Here is a 19,449-nt window from a genome sequence, read left to right as displayed (position 1 = left end):
CGGCCGATCAGCTGAACAGTGCCCGGCCCCACCAGTCGTCCTTGTCGCGGACGCCGGGCGGGACGGCGAAAATCGCCGAACTCACGTGCTGGATGTACTCGTTGAGCGCGTCGTGGCGCGCCAGGCTGCGCTGGACGGGCAGGAAGCCCTTGCGGACGTCCCGCTGGTAGGCGAGGAAGAACAGGCCCGCGTCCAGGCGGCCCAGCCCGTCCGTGCCGTCGGTGAAGGAGTAGCCGCGGCGCAGGATCGTCGCCCCGCCGTTGGAGTCGGGGTGCGCCAGACGCACATGCGCGTCCGGCTTCATCGCCTTCAGGAACGGCTCGTCGCGCTCCTTGGCCTTGCCGACCGGGGCGCCCTCGCCCTTGTCGCGCCCGAACACGTCCTCCTGCTCCTGCAGACCGGTGCGGTCCCAGGCCTCGATGTGCATCCGGATGCGGCGGGCCACCAGGTAGGAGCCGCCGGTCATCCAGGGCGAGCCGTCCTTCTCGCCGACCCAGACGTGCTGGTCCAGCGCGGCGGTGTCGGTGCCCGAGACGTTCCGGGTGCCGTCCTTGAAGCCCATCATGTTGCGCGGGGTCTGCGCCTCGGGCGTGGTCGAGGAGGTCTTGCCGAAGCCCAGCTGGGACCAGCGCACCGCGGCGCGGCCCATGGCGATCCGGGCCAGGTTGCGGATCGCGTGCACCGCCACCTGCGGGTCGTCCGCGCACGCCTGGACGCACAGGTCGCCGTCGCTGCGCGCCGGGTCGAGGTTGTCGTGCGGGAACTTCTCGATGTCGACCAGCGCCTCGGGCCGCTTGCCCTCCAGGCCGAAGCGGCCCTTGGCGAAGAGCGAGGGGCCGAAGCCGACGGTGAGGGTCAGCCGGGACGGCTTGAGGCCGAGCGCCTCGCCGGTGTCGTCCGGCGGCGCCTCGGCGAGACCGCCGTAGGCGCCCTCGCCGACCGTCTGGCCCGCGGTCATCCGGGCCGCGGCGGCCGTCCAGTCCTTGAGGAGCTGGACCAGCTCGGCGCGGTCCTTGGTGGTCACGTCGAACGCGGCGAAGTGCAGCCGGTCCTGGACCGCGGTGGCGATGCCGGCCTGGTGGACGCCGTAGAACGGCACGGCCGCGCCGGACTCGGCGGCGGGCACCGCGTCACCGCCGTCGCCGCGCACCGCGGCGACCGCGCCTCCGGCCGCGGCGGCGCCGAGCGCCAGGCCCGCACCGCCCCAGCCGAGCAGGGAACGGCGGGACGGCGCCGAGGACTTCGCGTCCCCGGCGGTGCCGGTGGTGGTGCCGGCGTCGGCGTCGGTCGTGTCGCTCATGGCGTATCCCCTCCTGTTCTGTCCGCGTACGGGTTACTTGGCGACGGCCGCGGCGAGCTTGGAGAGCGGCTCGCTGAGCGCGTTGACGCCGTCGGAGAGCTGCTTGCGCTCGCTCGCGCCGACCTTGTCGTACGGGGTGAAGTCGTAGGAGTCCTTGTCGGCGCGGTACTTGTCGAGCTGGGCCTCGATCGCCGCGAACTGCTTGTCCAGCTCGGCGGTGAGCTTCGGGTCGTTCTTGGCGGCGACCGGCTTCAGCAGCTCGTACGCCTTCTGGGCGCCCTCGACGTTGCCCTTGAAGTCGACCAGGTCGGTGTGGCTGTAGCGCTCCTCCTCACCGGTGACCTTGCCGGTGGAGACCTCGTCCAGGAGCTCCTTGGCGCCGTTGGCCATGGAGGTCGGGGTGATGTCGGCGGTGCCGACGCGCTTCTGCCAGTCGGCGATGTCCGTGGAGAGCTGGACCGCGAGCTTCTTCTCCTCGTCACCGATCCTGCCGTCGGCCCACAGCGCCTTCTCCAGGCGGTGCCAGCCGGTCCACGTCTGGCCCTTCTCCAGGCCGTCCTCGCGGGTGTCGGTCTTCGGGTCGATGTCACCGAAGGACTCGGCGACCGGCTCGGTGCGCTCCCAGCCGATGCGCGAGGGGGCGTACGCCTTCTTCGCGCCCTCGACGTCACCGGCCGCGACGGCGTCGGTGAAGGTCTTCAGCTTCGGCAGGGTCTCGTCGGCCTGCTGCTGCACATAGGTGCGGTAGGCGGCGACGGCCGCGTCCAGCTTCGGGTCGCGCCTGGGAGTCTGGCCGCCGCCGGTCACGGTGACCTTCTGGCGGATGCCGTTGCCCTTCATGCCGGGCTTGCAGGCGATCTCGTACGAGCCGGCCTTCACCTCGGCGGTGAGGTTCTGCTTGAGGCCGGGGCCGATGTTCTCGCGCTCGGCGACGATCCGGTCGTCCGGGAAGAGCAGATAGACCTCGGTGACCTTGGAGCCCTTGTTCTCGATGGCGAACTGCACGTGCCCGGCCGCGAACTCGGTCTTGGACACCTTGCAGGCGTCGTCCGAGGCGGTGACCTGGATGGCGCCGTCAGCGCTCTTGGAGTCGCTCTTCGAGGAGCAGCCCGTGACGGCGGCCAGCGCCGCCGCGGCCGTGGCAGCGGTGACAACGGAGAGACGGACGGCTCGCATGTGGGCTCCACACTGGTTTCGGTCAGGGGGTGAGGCGGACCTAACTTAACCGAGGCTTACCTGACCGATACCCATCGGGTCCGTGATTCAGCTCTCACCTCGCCCCAGGTGACACCGGTCGATAACAGGCCAATCACAAGAAAGCCATGGCGAGGTCAAGGAGCGGTCAAGCGGCGCTGCGTGGACCATGATCCATCCGGTTTGCCCCGGGCTCACACCCCTGCGCATGGCTGATTTCCCGCGCCCCCGCGCGCTTCCCTGCGCCCCTGTGATCCCGTCCGGGTGAACACCGGCCCCGCGCCTTCGCCGGTGGGGTTGAATGCGGGGGTGACGGAAAACGGCGTACCCGGCGTCCTCATCGACGTACTGAGGGTCTTCTGCGGTCCCGACGGCCGCCACGGCAACGCCCTCGGCGTGGTGCGCGAGGGTTCGCTGCTGCCCGACGAGGCGGCCCGGCAGGCGCTGGCCAAGGAGCTCGGCTTCAGCGAGACGGTGTTCGTGGACGACCCCGAGCGGGGCGCCGTCGACATCTACACACCGGGCCTGCGGCTGCCCTTCGCGGGGCATCCGCTGGTCGGCGCGGCCTGGCTGCTCGACGTGGACGTACTGGAGCTGCCCGTCGGGGAGGTGTTCGCGCGCCAGGACGGCGAGTTCACCTGGATCACGGCCCACCCGGGCTGGGCCCCGCCGCGCACCCTGCGCCGGTACGCCTCGGCGGCCGAGGTGGACGCCCTGGAGGTGCCCGAGCCGGGGGAGTGGGTGTACGCCTGGGCCTGGGAGGACGAGGCCGCGGGCCGCGTCCGGGCGAGAGCGTTCCCGGGCCGGGGCGACGGCATCACGGAGGACGAGGCCACGGGAGCGGCGGCCCTGCTCCTCACGGCCCGGCTGGGCCGCGCCCTGAACATCACGCAGGGCGCCGGTTCGCAGCTCCTGACGGCCCCGGGCCCGGACGAGACGATAGAACTGGGCGGCAGGGTCCGTCTGGAGGGCAGCCGCACGGCGTGAGGGGGCGATCCCCGGACGGAGTCCGGGCTAAGCACTCCGCGGGAACTCCTCCCCCAGCTCCGAGAACACCGCCGTGTTCATCGCGAACGCCCGCCGGCACTCCTCCACCACCCGCTGCTTCTCCAGCTCGTCCACCCCCACCGCGTCCAGCAGCTCCCGGTACCCCCGCTTGAACGCGGCGGGATTCGGAATCGACTCGAACACGTAGAACCGCACCCCGTCGCCCTTCCGGGCGAACCCCCACGTCTTCTCAACCCGGTCCCGGATGATCTGGCCGCCGGAGAGATCCCCGAGGTACCGCGTGTAGTGGTGCGCCACATAGCCGGCGGGCCACGTCACGGCACACTCCCGCACCCGCGCCGCGTAGGCCCGGGTCGCGGGCAGCGGCACGGCCTCGCGCTCCCACCCCGCGCCCCGCAGATACGCCAGGTCCCGTTCCAGCGAGGGCGTACGCATCAGCTCCGGCCGGATGAACGGCCCCGCCACCGGGTCGTGGCGCAGCGCCGCCGCTCCCTCCTCCAGCGCCCGGTACACGAACCACAGCTGCTCGGTGTACCGGGCGTACGCCTCCACGCCCAGCCGGCCGCCGAGCAGGGCGCTCATGAAGCCGGAGTTCTCCGCCTCCGTGTGCCGCTCGTGCGACGCCGTGCGGATACGGGTGGAGAAGCGCGTGGGGGAGGGTGTGGGGAGCGGCGTGTCCAAGGCGTGCCTCCGGAGAAGCGGGGCGACGGTCAGGGCAGCGTGAGGATCTCCGCGCCCGTCTCGGTCACCACCAGTGTGTGCTCGAACTGGGCCGTCCGCTTCCGGTCGCGCGTGACGACGGTCCAGCCGTCCTCCCACATGTCGTACTCGTGCGTCCCCAGCGTCAGCATCGGCTCGATGGTGAAGGTCATCCCCGGCTTGATGACGGTCGTGGCGTGCGGCGCGTCGTAGTGCGGCACGATCAGCCCGGAGTGGAAGGCGGTGCTGATGCCGTGGCCGGTGAAGTCGCGCACGACGCCGTAGCCGAACCGCTTGGCGTACGACTCGATGACGCGCCCGATGATGTTGATCTGGCGGCCGGGCCTGACGGCCTTGATGGCGCGGTTGAGCGACTCCCGGGTCCGCTCGACCAGCAGCTTCGACTCCTCGTCGACGTCGCCGCAGAGGTAGGTGGCGTTGTTGTCGCCGTGGACGCCGCCGATGTACGCCGTGACGTCCAGGTTCACGATGTCGCCGTCGTTCAGGACGGTGGAGTCGGGGATGCCGTGGCAGATGACCTCGTTGACGGAGCTGCACAGGGACTTGGGGAAGCCCCGGTAGCCCAGTGTCGAGGGGTACGCGCCGTGGTCGCACATGTACTCGTGCGCGACCCGGTCGAGCTCGTCGGTGGTCACGCCGGGTGCGATGAGCTTGGCGGCCTCCTCCATGGCGCGGGCGGCGATACGGCCCGCGATCCGCATGAGCTCAATCGTTTCGGCGGACTGCACCTCGGGGCCGGTGTACGGCGCGGGCATGGGCTTCCCGACGTACTCGGGGCGGCGGATGTTGCCCGGGACGGAGCGGGTGGGAGAGAGCTCCCCTGGTACGAGCAGCGACTGGCCAGACATGCCGGCGAGTCTATCGAGCCGCGTTGGGGCAGCATGGTCGAGAAGGTCCGAGGACGGACCGAGGAAGGAGCCTCTGTATGGCCCTGTTCAAGAAGCGCACGGCCGGAAAGCCGGGCGAGTGGTTCTACTGCCTGGTCCACGGCAAGGTCGAGGAGGGCCCGGAGTGTCCCGCCAAGGACCGCTTCGGCCCCTACGCGAGCCGCGAGGAGGCGGAGCACGCGATGCAGACCGCCCAGGAACGCAACCTGGAGTGGGAGACGGATCCGAAGTGGCACGACAAGGGGGTGGGGCAGGGGGAGTGAGGGCCGGTGTTCGTGTGCGGGTGGTGGTGGGTTGCTCGCGCAGTTCCCCGCGTCCCTGAGGCAACCCCCTTGCCCCCGGGAAACCCAGCTCAGCCCGGCCCCCCTTCACGGGCGCGAGCCCCGGGCGGCAGCGGGTTTTCAGGGGCGCGGGGAACTGCGCGAGCAACCGACCACGGCCTGCGGGCGAAGGCGGGTTTCAGGGGCGCGGGGAACTGCGCGATCAGCCACAGTGCACCCGCCGGACGAAGACCGGGCCCGCCCCGCAGGGGCTGCGCGGCCGGCCACAGTGCACCCGCGGACGAAGACCGGGCCCGCCCCGCGAGGTCACCATCGCGCCGGCGGCGGTGCCGTCAGCTGGTCCGCCAGGCGGGAGAGGCGGTCGCGCAGGCGCCGCCGGCCCCGCTGCACGGGCAGCCCGTTCTCCCCGGCCGCCGCGCTCACCAGATGCTGGACCGTGTCCAGATCCACCTCCGCCCCCGGCGGCACCGTCAGCGACTCGTGGACCAGGCCCCGCACCTCCGCGTCGCCCCCGTCCAGCGCCAGCACCCGCGCCCCCGCCCGCCGGGCGTCGTGCACCCGCTCCAGGAGGCCTCCGTCCGGCCGGTCCGGGGCCACCAGCAGGAGCGTCTCGCCCCGCCCGGCGGCCTCCAGACGCCCCAGCCCGACGGACAGGTGCGGCCCCCGGCCCGGCTCGACCCGGTGGCGTACCAGCGTGGGGGTGAGCTCGGGAACCCCCGACCACGCCGCCTCGTCGGTCAGGTGCGCCGCGAGGTGCCACGGCTCGTACGCCTCGGTGCCCACGAGCAGCAGCCCGCCGCCGTTCGGCACCACCGACCCCCGCAGCACCCCCGCGAACCGGCGGGTCCCGCGCAGCCACTCCGTCCCCGCGAGGACTTCCCGCAACAGTGCGACGCGTACGGCATCCATGCCCCGGCATCCTGCCGCACCGCACGCCCCGGCGGGCGGCATCCGTCACTCCTCACCCGGGCGGGCGATGGCCCGGGGCACGCGACGTAAGGTCGGGCCATGACTTCCACTGAGAGCGCCGAGAACACCCCGAAGCCCGCCGCCAAGGACCCCTGGGACCTGCCCGACGTCTCCGGCCTGGTCGTCGGTGTCCTCGGTGGCACCGGCGACCAGGGCCGGGGGCTCGCCTACCGGCTGGCCCGCGCGGGCCAGAAGGTGATCATCGGCTCGCGGGCCGCCGAGCGGGCGCGGGCCGCCGCCGACGAGCTCGGCCTCGGTGTCGAGGGGGCGGACAACGCCGAGTGCGCGCGCCGCAGCGACATCGTGATCGTCGCCGTGCCGTGGGACGGGCACGCCAAGACGCTTCAGGCGCTGCGCGAGGAGCTGGCCGGCAAGCTCGTCGTCGACTGCGTCAACCCGCTCGGCTTCGACAAGAAGGGCGCGTACGCCCTGAAGCCGGAGGAGGGCAGCGCCGCCGAGCAGGCCGCCGCGCTGCTGCCGGACTCGCGGGTCACCGCCGCCTTCCACCACCTGTCGGCCGTGCTGCTCCAGGACACCTCGGTCGAGGAGATCGACACCGATGTGATGGTGCTCGGCGAGAGCCGCGCCGACACCGACCTGGTGCAGGCGCTGGCCGCCCGCATCCCGGGGATGCGGGGCGTCTTCGCCGGGCGGCTGCGAAACGCCCACCAGGTGGAGTCGCTGGTGGCCAACCTGATCTCCGTCAACCGCCGCTACAAGGCGCACGCCGGGCTGCGGGTGACCGACGTGTAGGCCCGGCCGGGGCATGGGGGACACTGGACGGGCATCAGCGCCGCACCCGGACAGGAGCCGACCCCATGCCCCGCCTCGCTCTGTACGCCCTCGTCGTCTGCGTCCTCGCGGTCGCCGCGGCCGTGGTCTCCTTCGTCCAGGGCAACTGGACCGGTGTCGTCTGGATCCTGCTGGCCGGGCTCTCCTCGAACATGGCCTGGTACTACCTGCGCAGGGCGAAGGCCGACGCCCGGCGCTCGGCGGCCGTCAGCGGATGAGCGAGGGGACCTCCGGCGTGCCCTGCCAGAAGCGGTAGAGGCGCTGGCCCCAGTAGGTGTCCCACTCGGTGACGCCGAGCCCGCGCAGCACCGCGTGGATGGCGTCGAAGAACACGCTGTTGACCGACGGCACCCACAGGAACGCGAAGACCGCGAGCAGCCCGAAGGGCGCGAACGGCTCGATCTGGCGGCGCACCCCGTGCGACAGCCACGGCTCGATCACCCCGTACCCGTCGAGACCCGGGACGGGCAGGAAGTTCAGGATCGCCGCCGTCACCTGGAGCAGCGCCAGGAACGCCAGCGCGTAGCGGAACCCGGCGGGCACACCGTCCAGCGCGTGCAGCCAGAACGGCGCCGTGCAGACGACGGCGAAGAGCACATTGGTGAGCGGGCCCGCCGCCGCGATCAGGCTGTGCTTCCACCGGCCCCGGATCCGGCCGTGCTCGATGAAGACGGCGCCGCCCGGCAGACCGATGCCGCCCATGATCACGAAGATGACCGGCAGCACGATCGACAGCATCGCGTGCGTGTACTTCAGCGGATTGAGCGTCAGATAGCCCTTCGCGCCCACCGTGATGTCCCCGCCGTGCAGGGCGGTGCGGGCGTGCGCGTACTCGTGCAGGCACAGGGACACGACCCAGGCGCCCGTCACGAAGAGGAAGACGGCGAAGCCCGGCGCGGTCGAGAAGCCCGTCCACACCGCCCATCCGGCGACCGCCGTGACGGCGGCGATCCCCAGGAAGACCGGGCTGACGCTCCGGTCGCTGCGGCGCGAGGTGGCGGTGGCCATGGATGGGGCTCCCCGGGTGGAAGTGCGGTCGGACGGCCCCGACCGTACAGGTGATACCCCGGGAACGTCCGGCCATCCCGCAGGAGTTCCGCCCCTGGTCACCGTCGCGTGGCCGGGAGTTGGCGGGCCTGGGCACGGAGGAGGCGTACGTCACGGACAATGGGGCGGTGCGCTACCGGATCATCGGCACCACCCAGCTGCTCAACCCCGAAGGCACGGCGGTCGCCGTCGGCGGGGCGCGTCTGCGCGCCCTGCTGACCGTGCTCGCCCTGCGACCCGGCCGTACGGTCCCGGTCGGCCACCTCGTCGACGAGGTGTGGAACGGGGAGCCGCCCGCCGACGCGGCCGGGGCGCTCCAGGCGCTGGTGGGCCGGCTGCGCAGGGCGGCCGGGCCCGGCGCGGTCGCCTCGGTGGAGGGCGGCGGCTACCGGCTCGACGCCGAGCCGGACGACATCGACCTGTACCGGTTCGAGCGGCTCGCCGGGGAGGGCGCCCGCGCCCTGGAGCAGGGCGACCCGGCGAAGGCCCTGTCCCGGCTGGAGGACGCGCTGGCCCTGTGGACCGGCCCGGTCCTCGCCGACCTGCCCGACCGGACCGCGGAGGCCGCCCGCTGGGAGGCCCGCCGTCTGGAGGCCCGCCGCGCCCGCCTCACCGCGGCCCTCGCCCTGGGCCGGGCCGAGGAGGTGCTGCCCGAGCTGGCCGCGCTCTGCGCCGCCCACCCCCTCGACGAGCCGCTGCACACCCTGCGCATCCGCGCCCTGCGCGCGGCGGGCCGCACGGCCGAGGCGCTGGCCGCGTACGAGGAGGTCCGCCGCACCCTCGCCGACCGCCTCGGCGCCGACCCGGGCCCCGAACTGCGGGCGCTGCACGGCGCGTTGCTGCACACCCCGGACGCGCCCCCGGCCGCGCCCGCCGCGCCCGCACCGGCTCCCGCGCCCGCCCGCCCCGCCGCCCTGGGCAATCTGCGCGCCCGGCTCACCTCCTTCGTGGGGCGCGAGGCCGACATCGAGGCGATCCGGGGGGATCTGGGCGCCGCGCGTCTGGTGACGCTGCTCGGGCCCGGCGGGGCGGGCAAGACCCGGCTCTCCCAGGAGGCCGCCGAGGCCGTCGGCGCGGCCGGGGACGGCTGGCCGGACGGGGTGTGGCTGGCCGAGCTCGCCCCGGTGACCGACCCGGCGGCCGTGCCCGCCGCCGTCCTCACCTCGGTCGGCGCCCGCGAGACCGTGCTGCACGGCGCCGGCGCCGAGGAGCTGAGGGCCGCCGACCGCACCGCGGGCGACCCGCTGGCCCATCTCGCCACGCACTGCGAGCGCCGCCGGATGCTGCTGCTCCTGGACAACTGCGAGCATGTGATCGACGCCGCCGCCGCGCTCGCCGAGCATCTGCTCGCCCGCTGCCCGGGGCTGACCATCCTCGCCACCAGCCGGGAGCCGCTGGGCGTGCCGGGCGAGGTGGTGCGGCCGGTGGAGCCGCTGCCGGCGCCGGTGGCGCTGCGGCTGCTCGCGGACCGGGGCGCTGCGGCGCGGCCGGGGTTCCGGGTGGAGGACGACCCGGGGGCCGCCGCCGAGATCTGCCGTCGTCTGGACGGTCTGCCGCTGGCGGTGGAGCTCGCCGCGGCCCGTCTGCGGATGCTGACGCCACGCCAGATCGCGGACCGGCTCGACGACCGCTTCCGCCTGCTGACCAGCGGCAGCCGGACCGTACTGCCGCGTCAGCAGACCCTGCGCGCGGTCGTCGACTGGTCCTGGGACCTGCTGGAGGGCCCCGAGCGCACGGTGCTGCGGCGGCTCTCCGTCTTCGCGGGCGGCTGCGTCCTGGCGGCGGCCGAGGCGGTCTGCGCGGACGGCGAGGGCGTCGCCGCCCGCGACGTCGCCCCGCTCCTGGGCTCCCTCGTCGACAAGTCGCTGGTGGTCGCCGCGCCCGGGGACGGCGGCGAGATGCGCTACCGGCTCCTGGAGACGGTGGCCGAGTACGCCGCCGAGCGCCTCGACGACGCGGGCGACCGGGGCCCCACCGAACGCCGCCATCTGGTGCACTACCGCGAGCTGGCCCGGACCACCGACCCCGAGCTGCGCGGGCGGGGGCAGCGCGCCGCGGTCGAGCTCCTGGAGCGGGAGTACGAGAACCTGCGCACCGCGCTGCGCCGGGCCGTGGACCTCGCCGACGAGCAGGAGGCGCTGTGCATGGTGCACGCGCTCTCCTCGTACTGGCACATGCGCGATCTGCGCGCCGAGTCCCGCCGCTGGGCGCAGGCCACGGCGGAGCTGGGGCCCGACCCGTTCGCGCCGCCCGCCGAGCCCGCGCCCCCGGTCTTCGCGCGCTGCACCGACAGCCCGCCGCCCATGGAGCCCGAGGTGCTCCAGGAGGCCCGGCGCGGGGTGCGGCTGTTCCTGCTGGCCTCCATGGACCACACCGGCGACGACTGGACGACGCCCGAGGCGGAGCAGCGGCTGCGCGCCATCGTGGGCGTCTACCGGCCGGGGCTGCCGCAGACCTGCCGGATGCCCGGCGCGCTCTGGTTCTTCCCGGTGATCATGACCAGTGACGCCCAGGCGCTCCGGGAGCTGCTGGACGCGACGGTCGCGGCCTGTGAGGAGTTCGGTTACGAGTGGGAGCTCGCCAACGCCCTCCAGATACGGGCCAACGTCCTGGCCAACCGCGGCGACTGGGCCGGGGAGGCCACCCGCGACGCCGAGGCGGGGCTGGACATCTTCCGCCGCCTCGGCGACGACTGGGGCGCCGCCGAGGCGCTGTCGGCGCGCGGCGAGGCCCGGGAGCGGCGCGGTGAGTACGCGCTGGCGGGCGAGGACTACAGCGAGGCCGTGCGGTACGCCGAACGGCTCGGCGCCCAGGGCCAGGTGTCGCTTTTGAAGGCGCGGCTCGCCTCGGTGCTGCTGGAGACCGGCGAGGGCGAGCGGGGCGAGGCGATGCTGCGCGAGATCGTCGCCGCGGGCCGCCAGGCGGGGTACGAGGCGCAGCCCGCCGCCCGGATGTTCCTGGCGATGTGGCTGGGCCGCACCGGGCGCCTGGCTGAGGCGCACGAGCAGATCGCGGTGATGCTGGAGGAGTTCATGGCCAGCAACCTCGCGCTCTTCGAGGGCTTCGTGATCGGCATCCGGGCCTGGCTGGAGAACATGGAGGGCGCCTACGACAAGGCCCTGGTGGACTCCCGCGCGGCGCTCGCCCGTTCGGTGGCGCCGATGGCGCTGGTGGTGGCGCCCCAGATGGTCCCGGTGCACCTGCTCTCGGTCGCCTGGGCGTGGGCCGGAGCGGCGGAGCCCGGCGCCGGGGCCGCCCATGACGCCGCGCGGCTGATCGGGGCGCACGACACCCTGATGCCGGCGATCCACTACGCCTCCTCGATGGAGGTGGAGGTACGGGAGAAGGTGGAGGCGCTGGTCCGCCCGCTGCTCGACGAGGCCGCCTACGCCGCCGCGTACGCCGAGGGCGGCGGCCTCTCGCTGGAGGAGGCCGCCGCCCTGGCGCAGCGGGAGCGGGACTGACGTCCCGTCACCGTCACGTCCGCTTGCGGAACTTGGCGACCGCGAGCGGAGCCGTCACCACGGTGATCGCCACCGCCCAGCCCAGCGTCATCAGCGCCGAGTGGGCGACCGGGCCGCCGTTGACCAGGTTGCGGGCGGCGTCCGCGAGGTTGGAGAGCGGGTTGTAGTCCGTGAAGGTCTGCAGCCAGCCCGGCATGGTGGTCGGCTTGGCGAAGATCGACGAGCCGAACTGCAGCGGCATCAGCACGAGCATCGCCACTCCCTGGACGGCCTGGGCCGTCTTCATGGTGAGACCCAGCAGGATGAAGATCCACATCAGCGAGGCGCCGAACACCAGCGACAGGCCGACCGCCGCGAGCAGTTCGAGGACGGAGGTGTGGATGGACAGTCCGAGGATGAAGCCCATGATCAGCAGGATCGTGGTGGCGACGATCATGCGGCCGATCTCGACCACGATCTTGGCTATCAGTACCGACGACCGCGCGATGGGCATGGTCCGGAACCGGTCCATCACCCCCTTCTTGAAGTCGTCGTTGATGCCGGTGCCGACCGCCATCGCGATGTTCAGGCCCTGCATCGCCATCAGGCCCGGGATCAGGTAGTTGACGTACGCGTCCTGGTTGCCCTTGCCGGAGACCGCGCCGCCGAACACGTACACGAACAGCAGGGTGAAGATGATCGGCATGAACACGGCGTCGAACATCGACTCCGGGTCCTGCTTGATCTGGAGGGCGTTGCGGCGCACCAGGGCGCCGATGTGCCGCAGATTGGCGCGCGGCCCGATCCGGCCGTCGGCGTCCATGACGGGCGGGCGGATGCCGGTGGGCTGCTTCGCGGGGGCCGCCTGGGCGGTGGTGGCGGTGCTCATGCCGCGACCTCCTCGGTCGTTTCGTCGCTCTCGGAGTCCTGGAGCGTGGGCTTCTGGCCGGTGATGGCCAGGAACACCTCGTCCAGGCTGGGCAGATGGGTGCCGATGTGGGCGATGCCGTAACCGCGGGCGCCCAGCAGGCCGACCACGGCGGTCAGCTGCTCGTCGCTGAGGATCGGCACGTTCAGCAGGCCCTCGTCGGGGACCGCCTGGGTGCCGGAGACCCCGTCGAGACCGGCCTCGGTGATGGCCCGCGCCATCGCGCCGAGCTGCGCCGGGTCGGTGGGGCGGATCTGGAGCGTCCGGCCGCCGACCTTCGCCTTCAGCTCGTTGATACCGCCGTTGGCGACGACCTTGCCGCGGTCGATGACCGTCAGCTCGCTCGCCAGCTGCTCGGCCTCCTCCATGTACTGGGTGGTGAGCAGCACGGTGGCGCCCTCGGCCACCATCCGCTGGACCTCGTCCCACACCTCGTTGCGGGTGCGCGGGTCCAGACCGGTGGTCGGCTCGTCCAGGTAGAGCACGGCCGGCCTGCCGATCATCGAGGCCGCGAGGTCGAGCCGGCGGCGCATACCGCCCGAGTAGTTCATCGCGGGCCGCTTCGCCGCCTCGGTGAGCGAGAAGCGCTCCAGGAGCTCGTCGGCGCGGGCCCGGGCGTCCCTGCGGGACAGATCGAGCAGCCGCCCGATCATGTACAAGTTCTCCCAGCCGGACAGCTTCTCGTCCACCGAGGCGTACTGCCCGGTGAGGCCTATGGTGCGGCGCAGCTGGCGGGGCTGGCGCACCACGTCGTACCCGGCGACGTGGGCGGTGCCGGCGTCCGGCACGATCAGGGTGGACAGGCAGCGGACGAGGGTGGTCTTGCCGGCGCCGTTGGGACCCAGGACTCCGAGGACCGTGCCCTCGCGTACGTCCAGGTCCACGCCGTCCAGCGCCTTGGTGTCGCCGAAGTGCTTCACCAGCCCCCGCACCGTGACGGCGTTGGCCGCGCCGCCTTCGGGGTTGTCGTCGATTCGCGTCATGCCCTCAAGGTGCCAGGCCCCACCGACAATCCACCGACATCCCGCCTACAGACGCCCGCGGACGCCGACAGCCCGCCGACAGGAGTCGCCGGCGGGCTGTGGGACCTCTCAGGAACGCGGGGCGGTGGCGGGTGCGCCACCGCCCCGCGTCACGCCAGGGCTCAGTGGAAGGTGTGCTCCTCCGCGGGGAACGCGCCGCCCGCCACCTCGCCCGCGAACTCCTTGGCGGCGTCACCGAGGATGCGGCGCATGTCCGCGTACTGCTTGGTGAACCGCGGCACCTTCCCGCCGGTGAGCCCGACCATGTCGGTGTACACCAGCACCTGCGCGTCGCACGACACCCCCGCGCCGATCCCGACCGTCGGGATGTGCAGCGAGCGCGTGATCTCGGCGGCCACCTCGGCCGGGACGAGCTCCAGCACCACCGCGAACGCGCCCGCGGACTCCGCGGCCTTGGCGTCCCGCAGCAGCTGGTGCGCGGCCTCGTCGGAGCGGCCCTGCACCCGGTAGCCCATGGCTTTCACGGACTGCGGGGTCAGGCCAAGGTGGGCCATGACCGGGATGCCGGACTGCACAAGCAGCTCCGTCTGGGCCAGCGAGCGCTCGCCGCCCTCCAGCTTGACGGCCCCGACGCCGGCCTCCTTGACCAGGCGGGTGGCGCTGCGCAGCGCCTGCACCGGGCCCTCCTGGTAGGTGCCGAACGGCAGGTCCGCGACGACGAGGGCGCGCCTGGTGCCCCGGACGACCGCGGCGGAGAGCATGGCGATCTCGTCGAGCGTGACCGGGACGGTCGTCTCGTAGCCGAGGTGGCAGTTGCCCATCGAGTCGCCCACGAGCAGGACCGGGATGCCGGCCTCGTCGAAGACGGAGGCGGTCATCGCGTCGTACGCGGTGAGCATGGGCCACTTCTCGCCCCGCGCCTTGGCGGAGGCGATGTCGTGGATGGTGACGCGGCGCGTGGACGTGCCCCCGTACAGCGCCTTGCTGCTGTCGGAACGTGCGGGCGGATTCTGCGCAGCCTTGATCTGTTGCGTCATCGCAACGGCTCCTGTTCGTCATCTCGAAGCGCCCTGACGGCGTCTCCGGACCACTTCCATGGTGGCATCCCACCCCCGCCGACGGGAAGTGGGTGCCAGAGTCACGTAATTGGATGAGCTTTAAACCACTCTGGGCCGCAAATATGCGCGTTTTGTCACAGCCACCCCTCTGGCCGTGACCTGTGGGAACCCGGCGCGGCGTGCGGTCGTCATCGAGGCAGTACGACAGCAGGGAAAGGCACCCTTCATCGCCTAGGGTCATCGGGGCGACGGTGTGCGAACGGCAAGGCAGTGAGGACAGCGGTATGACGCGGGCGTACGTGGCGGAGACGGGGAGCGGCAGCGCGGAGGGCGAGCGCTCCGGATCCCGGGTCCGGCGCCTGCTGGACGGCTGGCGCAACGACCCCGGCATCTGGCGGCGCGGCCTGGTCCTGGCCGGGGCCGCGGTGCTGATCGCCCTGGTCATGCTGGTGCACGCCAAGATCCCCAACCGGATCGGCAACCTGGGCAGCCTCACGGAAACCTTCCTGCCGTGGCTGGGCCTGTTCGTCCCGGTGCTCCTCGGCCTCGCCCTGTGGCGCCGCTCGGCGACCGCGCTGATCGCCCTGGTCCTGCCGGCGGTGGTCTGGCTGAACCTCTTCGGCGGACTGCTCACCGACAAGGAGAGCAAGGGCGGCAACCTGGTCGTCGCCACCCACAACGTGAACGCCGACAACCCCGACCCGGCCGGCACCGCCCGCGACCTCATCGCCTCCGGCGCCGACGTCCTCGCCCTGGAGGAGCTGCCCGGCAACAGCGTCGGCGCGTACGAGAAGGCGCTCGCCGCGGCCTATCCGCACCACTCGGTGCAGGGCACGGTCGGCCTGTGGTCCCGGTTCCCGCTGAGCGACGCCGAGCCGGTCGACATCAAGATGGGCTGGACCCGCGCCATGCGGGCCACCGTGAGCACCCCGGCCGGCCAGGTGAAGGTGTACGTGGCGCACATGCCCTCGGTCCGGGTGAAGCTGAGCGCCGGGTTCACCGCCCGCCAGCGGGACGCCAGCGCGGACGCCCTGGGCGACGCGATCGCGGGCGAGTCGCTGAGGAAGGTGGTCCTGCTCGGCGACCTCAACGGCACCATGAACGACCGCGCCCTGAACAACATCACCTCGCAGATGCGCTCCACCCAGGGCGCGGCGGGCAACGGCTTCGGCTTCACCTGGCCGGCGTCGTTCCCGATGGCCCGGATCGACCAGATCATGGTCAAGGGCGTCGAGCCGAAGTCGTCGTGGACGCTGGGGCGCACCCCCAGCGACCACCTGCCGATCGCGGCCAGGCTGAAGATCTGAGCCGGTGGCCGGCGGCCCTCAGACCGACTCGCGCCACCGGTTGGTGATCGGCAGCCGCCGGTCCTTGCCGAAGCCCTTCGCGGAGATCTTGGTGCCCGGCGGGTACTGCCGCCGCTTGTACTCGGCCGCGTCCACCAGCCGCAGCGTCCTCGCCACCAGCTCCGCGTCGAACCCGGCCGCCACGATCGCCTCGCGGCCCTGGTCGCGGTCGACGTACAGCGACAGGATCGCGTCCAGGACCGGGTAGTCCGGCAGCGAGTCCGTGTCGACCTGCCCCGGGCGCAGCTCGGCGCTGGGCGGCTTGCTGATCGAGTTCTCCGGGATGGGCGCGACCTCGCCCCGCTCCTCCGCCGCCCTGTTGCGCCACCGGGCGAGGCGGAAGACGGTCGTCTTGTAGACGTCCTTGATCGGCCCGTACCCGCCGACGGAGTCGCCGTACAGCGTCGAGTACCCCACCGCCAGCTCGGACTTGTTGCCCGGCGCGAGGACCAGGTGCCCCTCCTGGTTGGAGATCGCCATCAGCATGGTGCCGCGCAGCCGCGACTGGAGGTTCTCCTCGGCGAGCCCGGTCAGGCCCAGTGAGGTCATGTACGCGCTGAACATCGGCTCGATGCTCACCGTGCGCAGGTTCAGACCGGTGCGCCGGGCCAGCTCGGCCGCGTCGCTCCTGGAGTGCTCCGAGGAGTACGGGGACGGCATCGACACGCCGTACACGTTCTCCGCGCCCACCGCGTCGCAGGCGATCGCGGCGACCAGCGCCGAGTCGATACCCCCGGACAGCCCGATCAGTACGGACCGGAAGCCGTTCTTGACGACATAGGCGCGCAGCCCGGTGACCAGCGCCGAGTAGACCTCCGCGTCGTCGTCGAGCCGCTCCGCCTGCCCGCCGGTGTGCTCCGGCTCGTACGCCGCGACGGGCTCGCCCGACAGCGTCACATGCTCGATCCGCAGTCCGTCGTCGACCGTCCCGGACGGGACCGGGCCCGCCGCCGGCAGCTCCAGGTCGAGCAGTACGCAGTCCTCGGTGAACTGCGGGGCGCGGGCGACGACCTCGCCGTCCCGGTCCACCACGATCGAGTCGCCGTCGAAGACCAGGTCGTCCTGACCGCCCGTCATCGCCAGATAGGCGGTGGTGCACCCGGCCTCCCGGGCGCGCCTGCGGACCAGCTCCAGACGGGTGTCGTCCTTGTTCCGCTCGTAGGGGGAGGCGTTGACGGAGAGCAGGAGCCCGGCCCCGGCGGAGCGGGTGGCCGGGACCCGGCCGCCGTCCTGCCAGAGGTCCTCGCAGATGGCGAGGGCCACGTCCACCCCGTGGACCCGGATCACCGGCAGGGTGTCGCCCGGCACGAAGTAGCGGAACTCGTCGAAGACGCCGTAGTTGGGCAGATGGTGCTTGGCGTACCGGAGCACGACCTCGCCCCGGTGCAGCACGGCGCCCGCGTTGCGCGGGGCGCCCGCGGGCTGGCCGTAGCGGGGGCGCGCCTCGGACCGGTCCAGATAGCCGACGACCACCGGCAGCTCACCCAGGCCCTCGGCGGCCAGCCGCGCCGCCAGAGCGGTCAGCGCCTGCCGGGACGCCTCGACGAACGAGGACCGCAGCGCCAGGTCCTCCACGGGGTAGCCGGTCAGCATCATCTCGGGGAAGGCGGCGAGGTGCGCCCCCTGCTCGGCGCAGTGCCGGGTCCGGCGCACGACGGCCTCGGCGTTCTGGGCGATGTCGCCGACGGTCGAGTCGATCTGATTCAGAGCGAGACGTAGTTGAGGCACCCCGCCAGTGTAATCGTCAAAGCGACGCGATGGGGGGTGGAGCGCGGCGCGGCGCCCCGCTCCCTCCCCCTCACCGGCCTACTTCCGGTAGCCCAGGACCGTCATCATCCCGGCCTCCGAGTGGTAGACGTTGTGGCAGTGGACCATCCACAGCCCCGGGTTGTCCGCGTCGAAGTCCACGGTCAGCGTCTTCCCCGGCAGGACCAGGGCCGTGTCCTTGCGGGCCCCGCCCGCGCCGCCCGCCAGCGCGAAGGTGTGACCGTGCAGATGCACCGGATGCCACATCGCGGTCGTGTTGGCGAAGACCAGCCGCACCCGCTCACCGGCGCGGACCGGATGCCGCGCGTCGGACCGGTAGGGCTGTCCGTCGAAGGCCCAGTCGTACTTCGCCATCCCGCCGGTCAGCGTCAGCCTCACCGTCCGGTCGGGCGCCTTGGCGGGCAGCGCCACCGACGCGTCCGGCACGAGCCGGCCGGCCGTGAGCAGCCGCCCGGTGAGCTCCCCGGGGCGTACGGAGGCGTCGGGCGCGGCCCCGCCGCCGGTGCGCAGTACCGCGAGCGCCCCCGCGTCCTTCCCCTCGGCCCGCGCCACCAGCGGGAACACCCCGTCGCCCGCCGTGACCAGCACGTCGTACCGCTCGCCCATACCGATCAGCAGCGCGTCCGCCGGGGTGTGCCGGACCGGGAAGCCGTCCGCGTGGGTCACGGTCAGCTCATGGCCGCCGAGCGCCACCCGGAAGGCGGTGTCGCCGCCCGCGTTGACGATCCGCAGCCGGATGCGGTCGCCCGGCCGGGCCGTGAAGGAGGAAGGGGCCTGCGGGGTACGGCCGTTGACGAGGTAGTACGGATACGCGACATCGCCCGCGTCGCCGCCCAGCAGCGGGCTGGTGGCGCCCATGAGCATGCGGGAGGGGCCGGTGGGGCGGGCCGGACGGGGCGCGGGTGCCGCCGTCCCGGGCATGGCGTGCCCGGAGTGGTCCATGCCGCCCGCCCCGGCCATGTCTCCCATGTCCTCCCCGGGGGCGCCGCCCATTCCGGCGCGCAGCTCCGCGAGGACCGCGTCCGGGGTGGAGCCGTCCAGCCCGTCGACCCAGTCGTCCAGCACCACGACCCACTCCCGGTCGTACCCCAGCGGCTCCTTGGGGTCCTCGACGATCAGCGGGGCGTAGAGCCCCCGGTCCTGCTGGACGCCCGAGTGCGGGTGGAACCAGTAGGTGCCGGGGTGGGTGACGGCGAACCGGTAGGCGAAGGACGCGCCCGGCGCGACGGGCCGCTGGGTCAGGCCCGGCACGCCGTCCATGTCGTTGCGCAGGGCGAGGCCGTGCCAGTGCAGCGAGGTCGGCTCGGGGAGGTGGTTGGCGAGGGTCACCGCGAGCGTGTCGCCCGCGGTGACCCGCACCTCCTGCCCCGGCAGCCGGTCGCCGTACGCCCAGGACCGGACGGTACGGCCGCCCAGGTCGAGCGGGGTCGCGGTGGCGGTGAGCCGGACCTCGCGGACGCGCCCGGAGCCGCGCCGGGCCTCGGCGGCGGCGACCTCGGGCCCGGCCGGGTCGACGAAGCCGCCGGGGGCCGCCGACGGCCCGGCGCCGTGGGCCGTGCCGTGGGCCGTGCCGTCCATGGAACCGGATCCCGAGCAGGCGGCGAGCAGGGCGCCGCCCGCGACGGCGGTGGTGGCGCCGAGCACGGCGCGTCGGGTGGGGTGTGCGGACATGACGGGGTGCACCTCGTGGTGTGGGTGTGCGAACGGGTAGGGGCGCGTCTCCTGC

General features: G+C 73.0%; 17 protein-coding genes. 6 read left to right on the top strand and 11 right to left on the bottom strand.

All coding sequences use genetic code 11. The features are described from left to right. Nucleotides 1–7: 7 nt before the first annotated feature. Both efeB and efeO read right to left on the bottom strand, forming a co-directional pair. Nucleotides 8–1,300 (bottom strand): iron uptake transporter deferrochelatase/peroxidase subunit, encoded by a 1,293-nt coding sequence (gene efeB, locus ACZ5ID_RS26015; protein ID WP_468902412.1) that lies wholly within the window; start codon nt 1,298–1,300, stop codon nt 8–10. 33 nt (nt 1,301–1,333) lie between these two features. Continuing rightward, complete coding sequence (efeO, locus tag ACZ5ID_RS26010; RefSeq protein WP_468902409.1) at nt 1,334–2,476, bottom strand: iron uptake system protein EfeO; 1,143 nt, start codon at nt 2,474–2,476, stop codon at nt 1,334–1,336. A gap of 327 nt (nt 2,477–2,803) precedes the next feature. On the opposite strand from efeO, the gene ACZ5ID_RS26005 reads away from it, so the two are divergent. Continuing rightward, complete coding sequence (locus tag ACZ5ID_RS26005) at nt 2,804–3,481, top strand: PhzF family phenazine biosynthesis protein (RefSeq protein ID WP_468902406.1); 678 nt, start codon at nt 2,804–2,806, stop codon at nt 3,479–3,481. A gap of 27 nt (nt 3,482–3,508) precedes the next feature. Here the strand turns inward: ACZ5ID_RS26005 and ACZ5ID_RS26000 are convergent, their stop codons facing one another. Both ACZ5ID_RS26000 and map read right to left on the bottom strand, forming a co-directional pair. Beyond that, nucleotides 3,509–4,183, bottom strand: coding sequence for a biliverdin-producing heme oxygenase (locus ACZ5ID_RS26000; protein WP_468902403.1), 675 nt, complete (start codon nt 4,181–4,183; stop codon nt 3,509–3,511). A gap of 29 nt (nt 4,184–4,212) precedes the next feature. Continuing rightward, nucleotides 4,213–5,070, bottom strand: a complete 858-nt coding sequence (gene map / locus ACZ5ID_RS25995; RefSeq protein ID WP_406554671.1) for a type I methionyl aminopeptidase — start codon at nt 5,068–5,070, stop codon at nt 4,213–4,215. A gap of 77 nt (nt 5,071–5,147) precedes the next feature. On the opposite strand from map, the gene ACZ5ID_RS25990 reads away from it, so the two are divergent. Continuing rightward, entirely contained in the window at nt 5,148–5,372 is a 225-nt protein-coding gene (locus ACZ5ID_RS25990) for a hypothetical protein (protein ID WP_468902400.1), read from the top strand. Between the two features lie 324 nt (nt 5,373–5,696). Here ACZ5ID_RS25990 and ACZ5ID_RS25985 read toward each other — a convergent pair whose 3' ends face one another. Continuing rightward, entirely contained in the window at nt 5,697–6,299 is a 603-nt protein-coding gene (locus tag ACZ5ID_RS25985; RefSeq protein WP_468902397.1) for a hypothetical protein, read from the bottom strand. A 99-nt stretch (nt 6,300–6,398) separates the two neighbouring features. On the opposite strand from ACZ5ID_RS25985, the gene npdG reads away from it, so the two are divergent. Both npdG and ACZ5ID_RS25975 read left to right on the top strand, forming a co-directional pair. Continuing rightward, on the top strand, nt 6,399–7,112 hold the full coding sequence (gene npdG / locus ACZ5ID_RS25980) for an NADPH-dependent F420 reductase (RefSeq protein WP_468902395.1): 714 nt from the start codon (nt 6,399–6,401) through the stop codon (nt 7,110–7,112). 65 nt (nt 7,113–7,177) lie between these two features. Next, nucleotides 7,178–7,369, top strand: coding sequence for a hypothetical protein (locus tag ACZ5ID_RS25975; RefSeq protein ID WP_468902392.1), 192 nt, complete (start codon nt 7,178–7,180; stop codon nt 7,367–7,369). Here the strand turns inward: ACZ5ID_RS25975 and ACZ5ID_RS25970 are convergent. Further along, complete coding sequence (locus ACZ5ID_RS25970) at nt 7,359–8,159, bottom strand: site-2 protease family protein (protein ID WP_468902390.1); 801 nt, start codon at nt 8,157–8,159, stop codon at nt 7,359–7,361. The two genes, ACZ5ID_RS25975 and ACZ5ID_RS25970, sit on opposite strands and share 11 nt — an antisense overlap. 167 nt (nt 8,160–8,326) lie before the next feature. Between ACZ5ID_RS25970 and ACZ5ID_RS25965 the strand changes: the two genes are divergently transcribed. Next, the gene (locus ACZ5ID_RS25965) at nt 8,327–11,662 is read left to right on the top strand and encodes an AfsR/SARP family transcriptional regulator (RefSeq protein ID WP_468902640.1); all 3,336 of its coding nucleotides are present in this window, start codon (nt 8,327–8,329) and stop codon (nt 11,660–11,662) included. A 13-nt stretch (nt 11,663–11,675) separates the two neighbouring features. Here ACZ5ID_RS25965 and ACZ5ID_RS25960 read toward each other — a convergent pair whose 3' ends face one another. The 3 genes from ACZ5ID_RS25960 to panB all read right to left on the bottom strand — a co-directional run bounded on the left by ACZ5ID_RS25960 (nt 11,676) and on the right by panB (nt 14,589). Beyond that, on the bottom strand, nt 11,676–12,530 hold the full coding sequence (locus tag ACZ5ID_RS25960) for an ABC transporter permease (protein WP_468902387.1): 855 nt from the start codon (nt 12,528–12,530) through the stop codon (nt 11,676–11,678). Beyond that, the gene (locus tag ACZ5ID_RS25955; protein WP_468902384.1) at nt 12,527–13,552 is read right to left on the bottom strand and encodes an ATP-binding cassette domain-containing protein; all 1,026 of its coding nucleotides are present in this window, start codon (nt 13,550–13,552) and stop codon (nt 12,527–12,529) included. Before ACZ5ID_RS25955 ends, ACZ5ID_RS25960 begins: the two co-directional genes overlap by 4 nt. A 161-nt stretch (nt 13,553–13,713) precedes the next feature. After that, on the bottom strand, nt 13,714–14,589 hold the full coding sequence (panB, locus tag ACZ5ID_RS25950) for a 3-methyl-2-oxobutanoate hydroxymethyltransferase (protein WP_468902382.1): 876 nt from the start codon (nt 14,587–14,589) through the stop codon (nt 13,714–13,716). 305 nt (nt 14,590–14,894) lie between these two features. On the opposite strand from panB, the gene ACZ5ID_RS25945 reads away from it, so the two are divergent. Next, nucleotides 14,895–15,917: an endonuclease/exonuclease/phosphatase family protein gene (locus ACZ5ID_RS25945; RefSeq protein ID WP_468902379.1), complete on the top strand. Its 1,023-nt coding sequence runs from the start codon at nt 14,895–14,897 to the stop codon at nt 15,915–15,917. An 18-nt stretch (nt 15,918–15,935) separates the two neighbouring features. Here ACZ5ID_RS25945 and ACZ5ID_RS25940 read toward each other — a convergent pair whose 3' ends face one another. Beyond that, complete coding sequence (locus ACZ5ID_RS25940) at nt 15,936–17,684, bottom strand: NAD+ synthase (protein ID WP_468902376.1); 1,749 nt, start codon at nt 17,682–17,684, stop codon at nt 15,936–15,938. 78 nt (nt 17,685–17,762) lie between these two features. Further along, nucleotides 17,763–19,394: a multicopper oxidase family protein gene (locus ACZ5ID_RS25935; RefSeq protein ID WP_468902373.1), complete on the bottom strand. Its 1,632-nt coding sequence runs from the start codon at nt 19,392–19,394 to the stop codon at nt 17,763–17,765. Nucleotides 19,395–19,449: the final 55 nt, after the last annotated feature.

The organism is Streptomyces sp. NPDC031670 (assembly GCF_055580545.1).
Note: the sequence above shows the minus strand (reverse complement) of the source record. Positions and strands in the feature narration are given on the sequence as shown.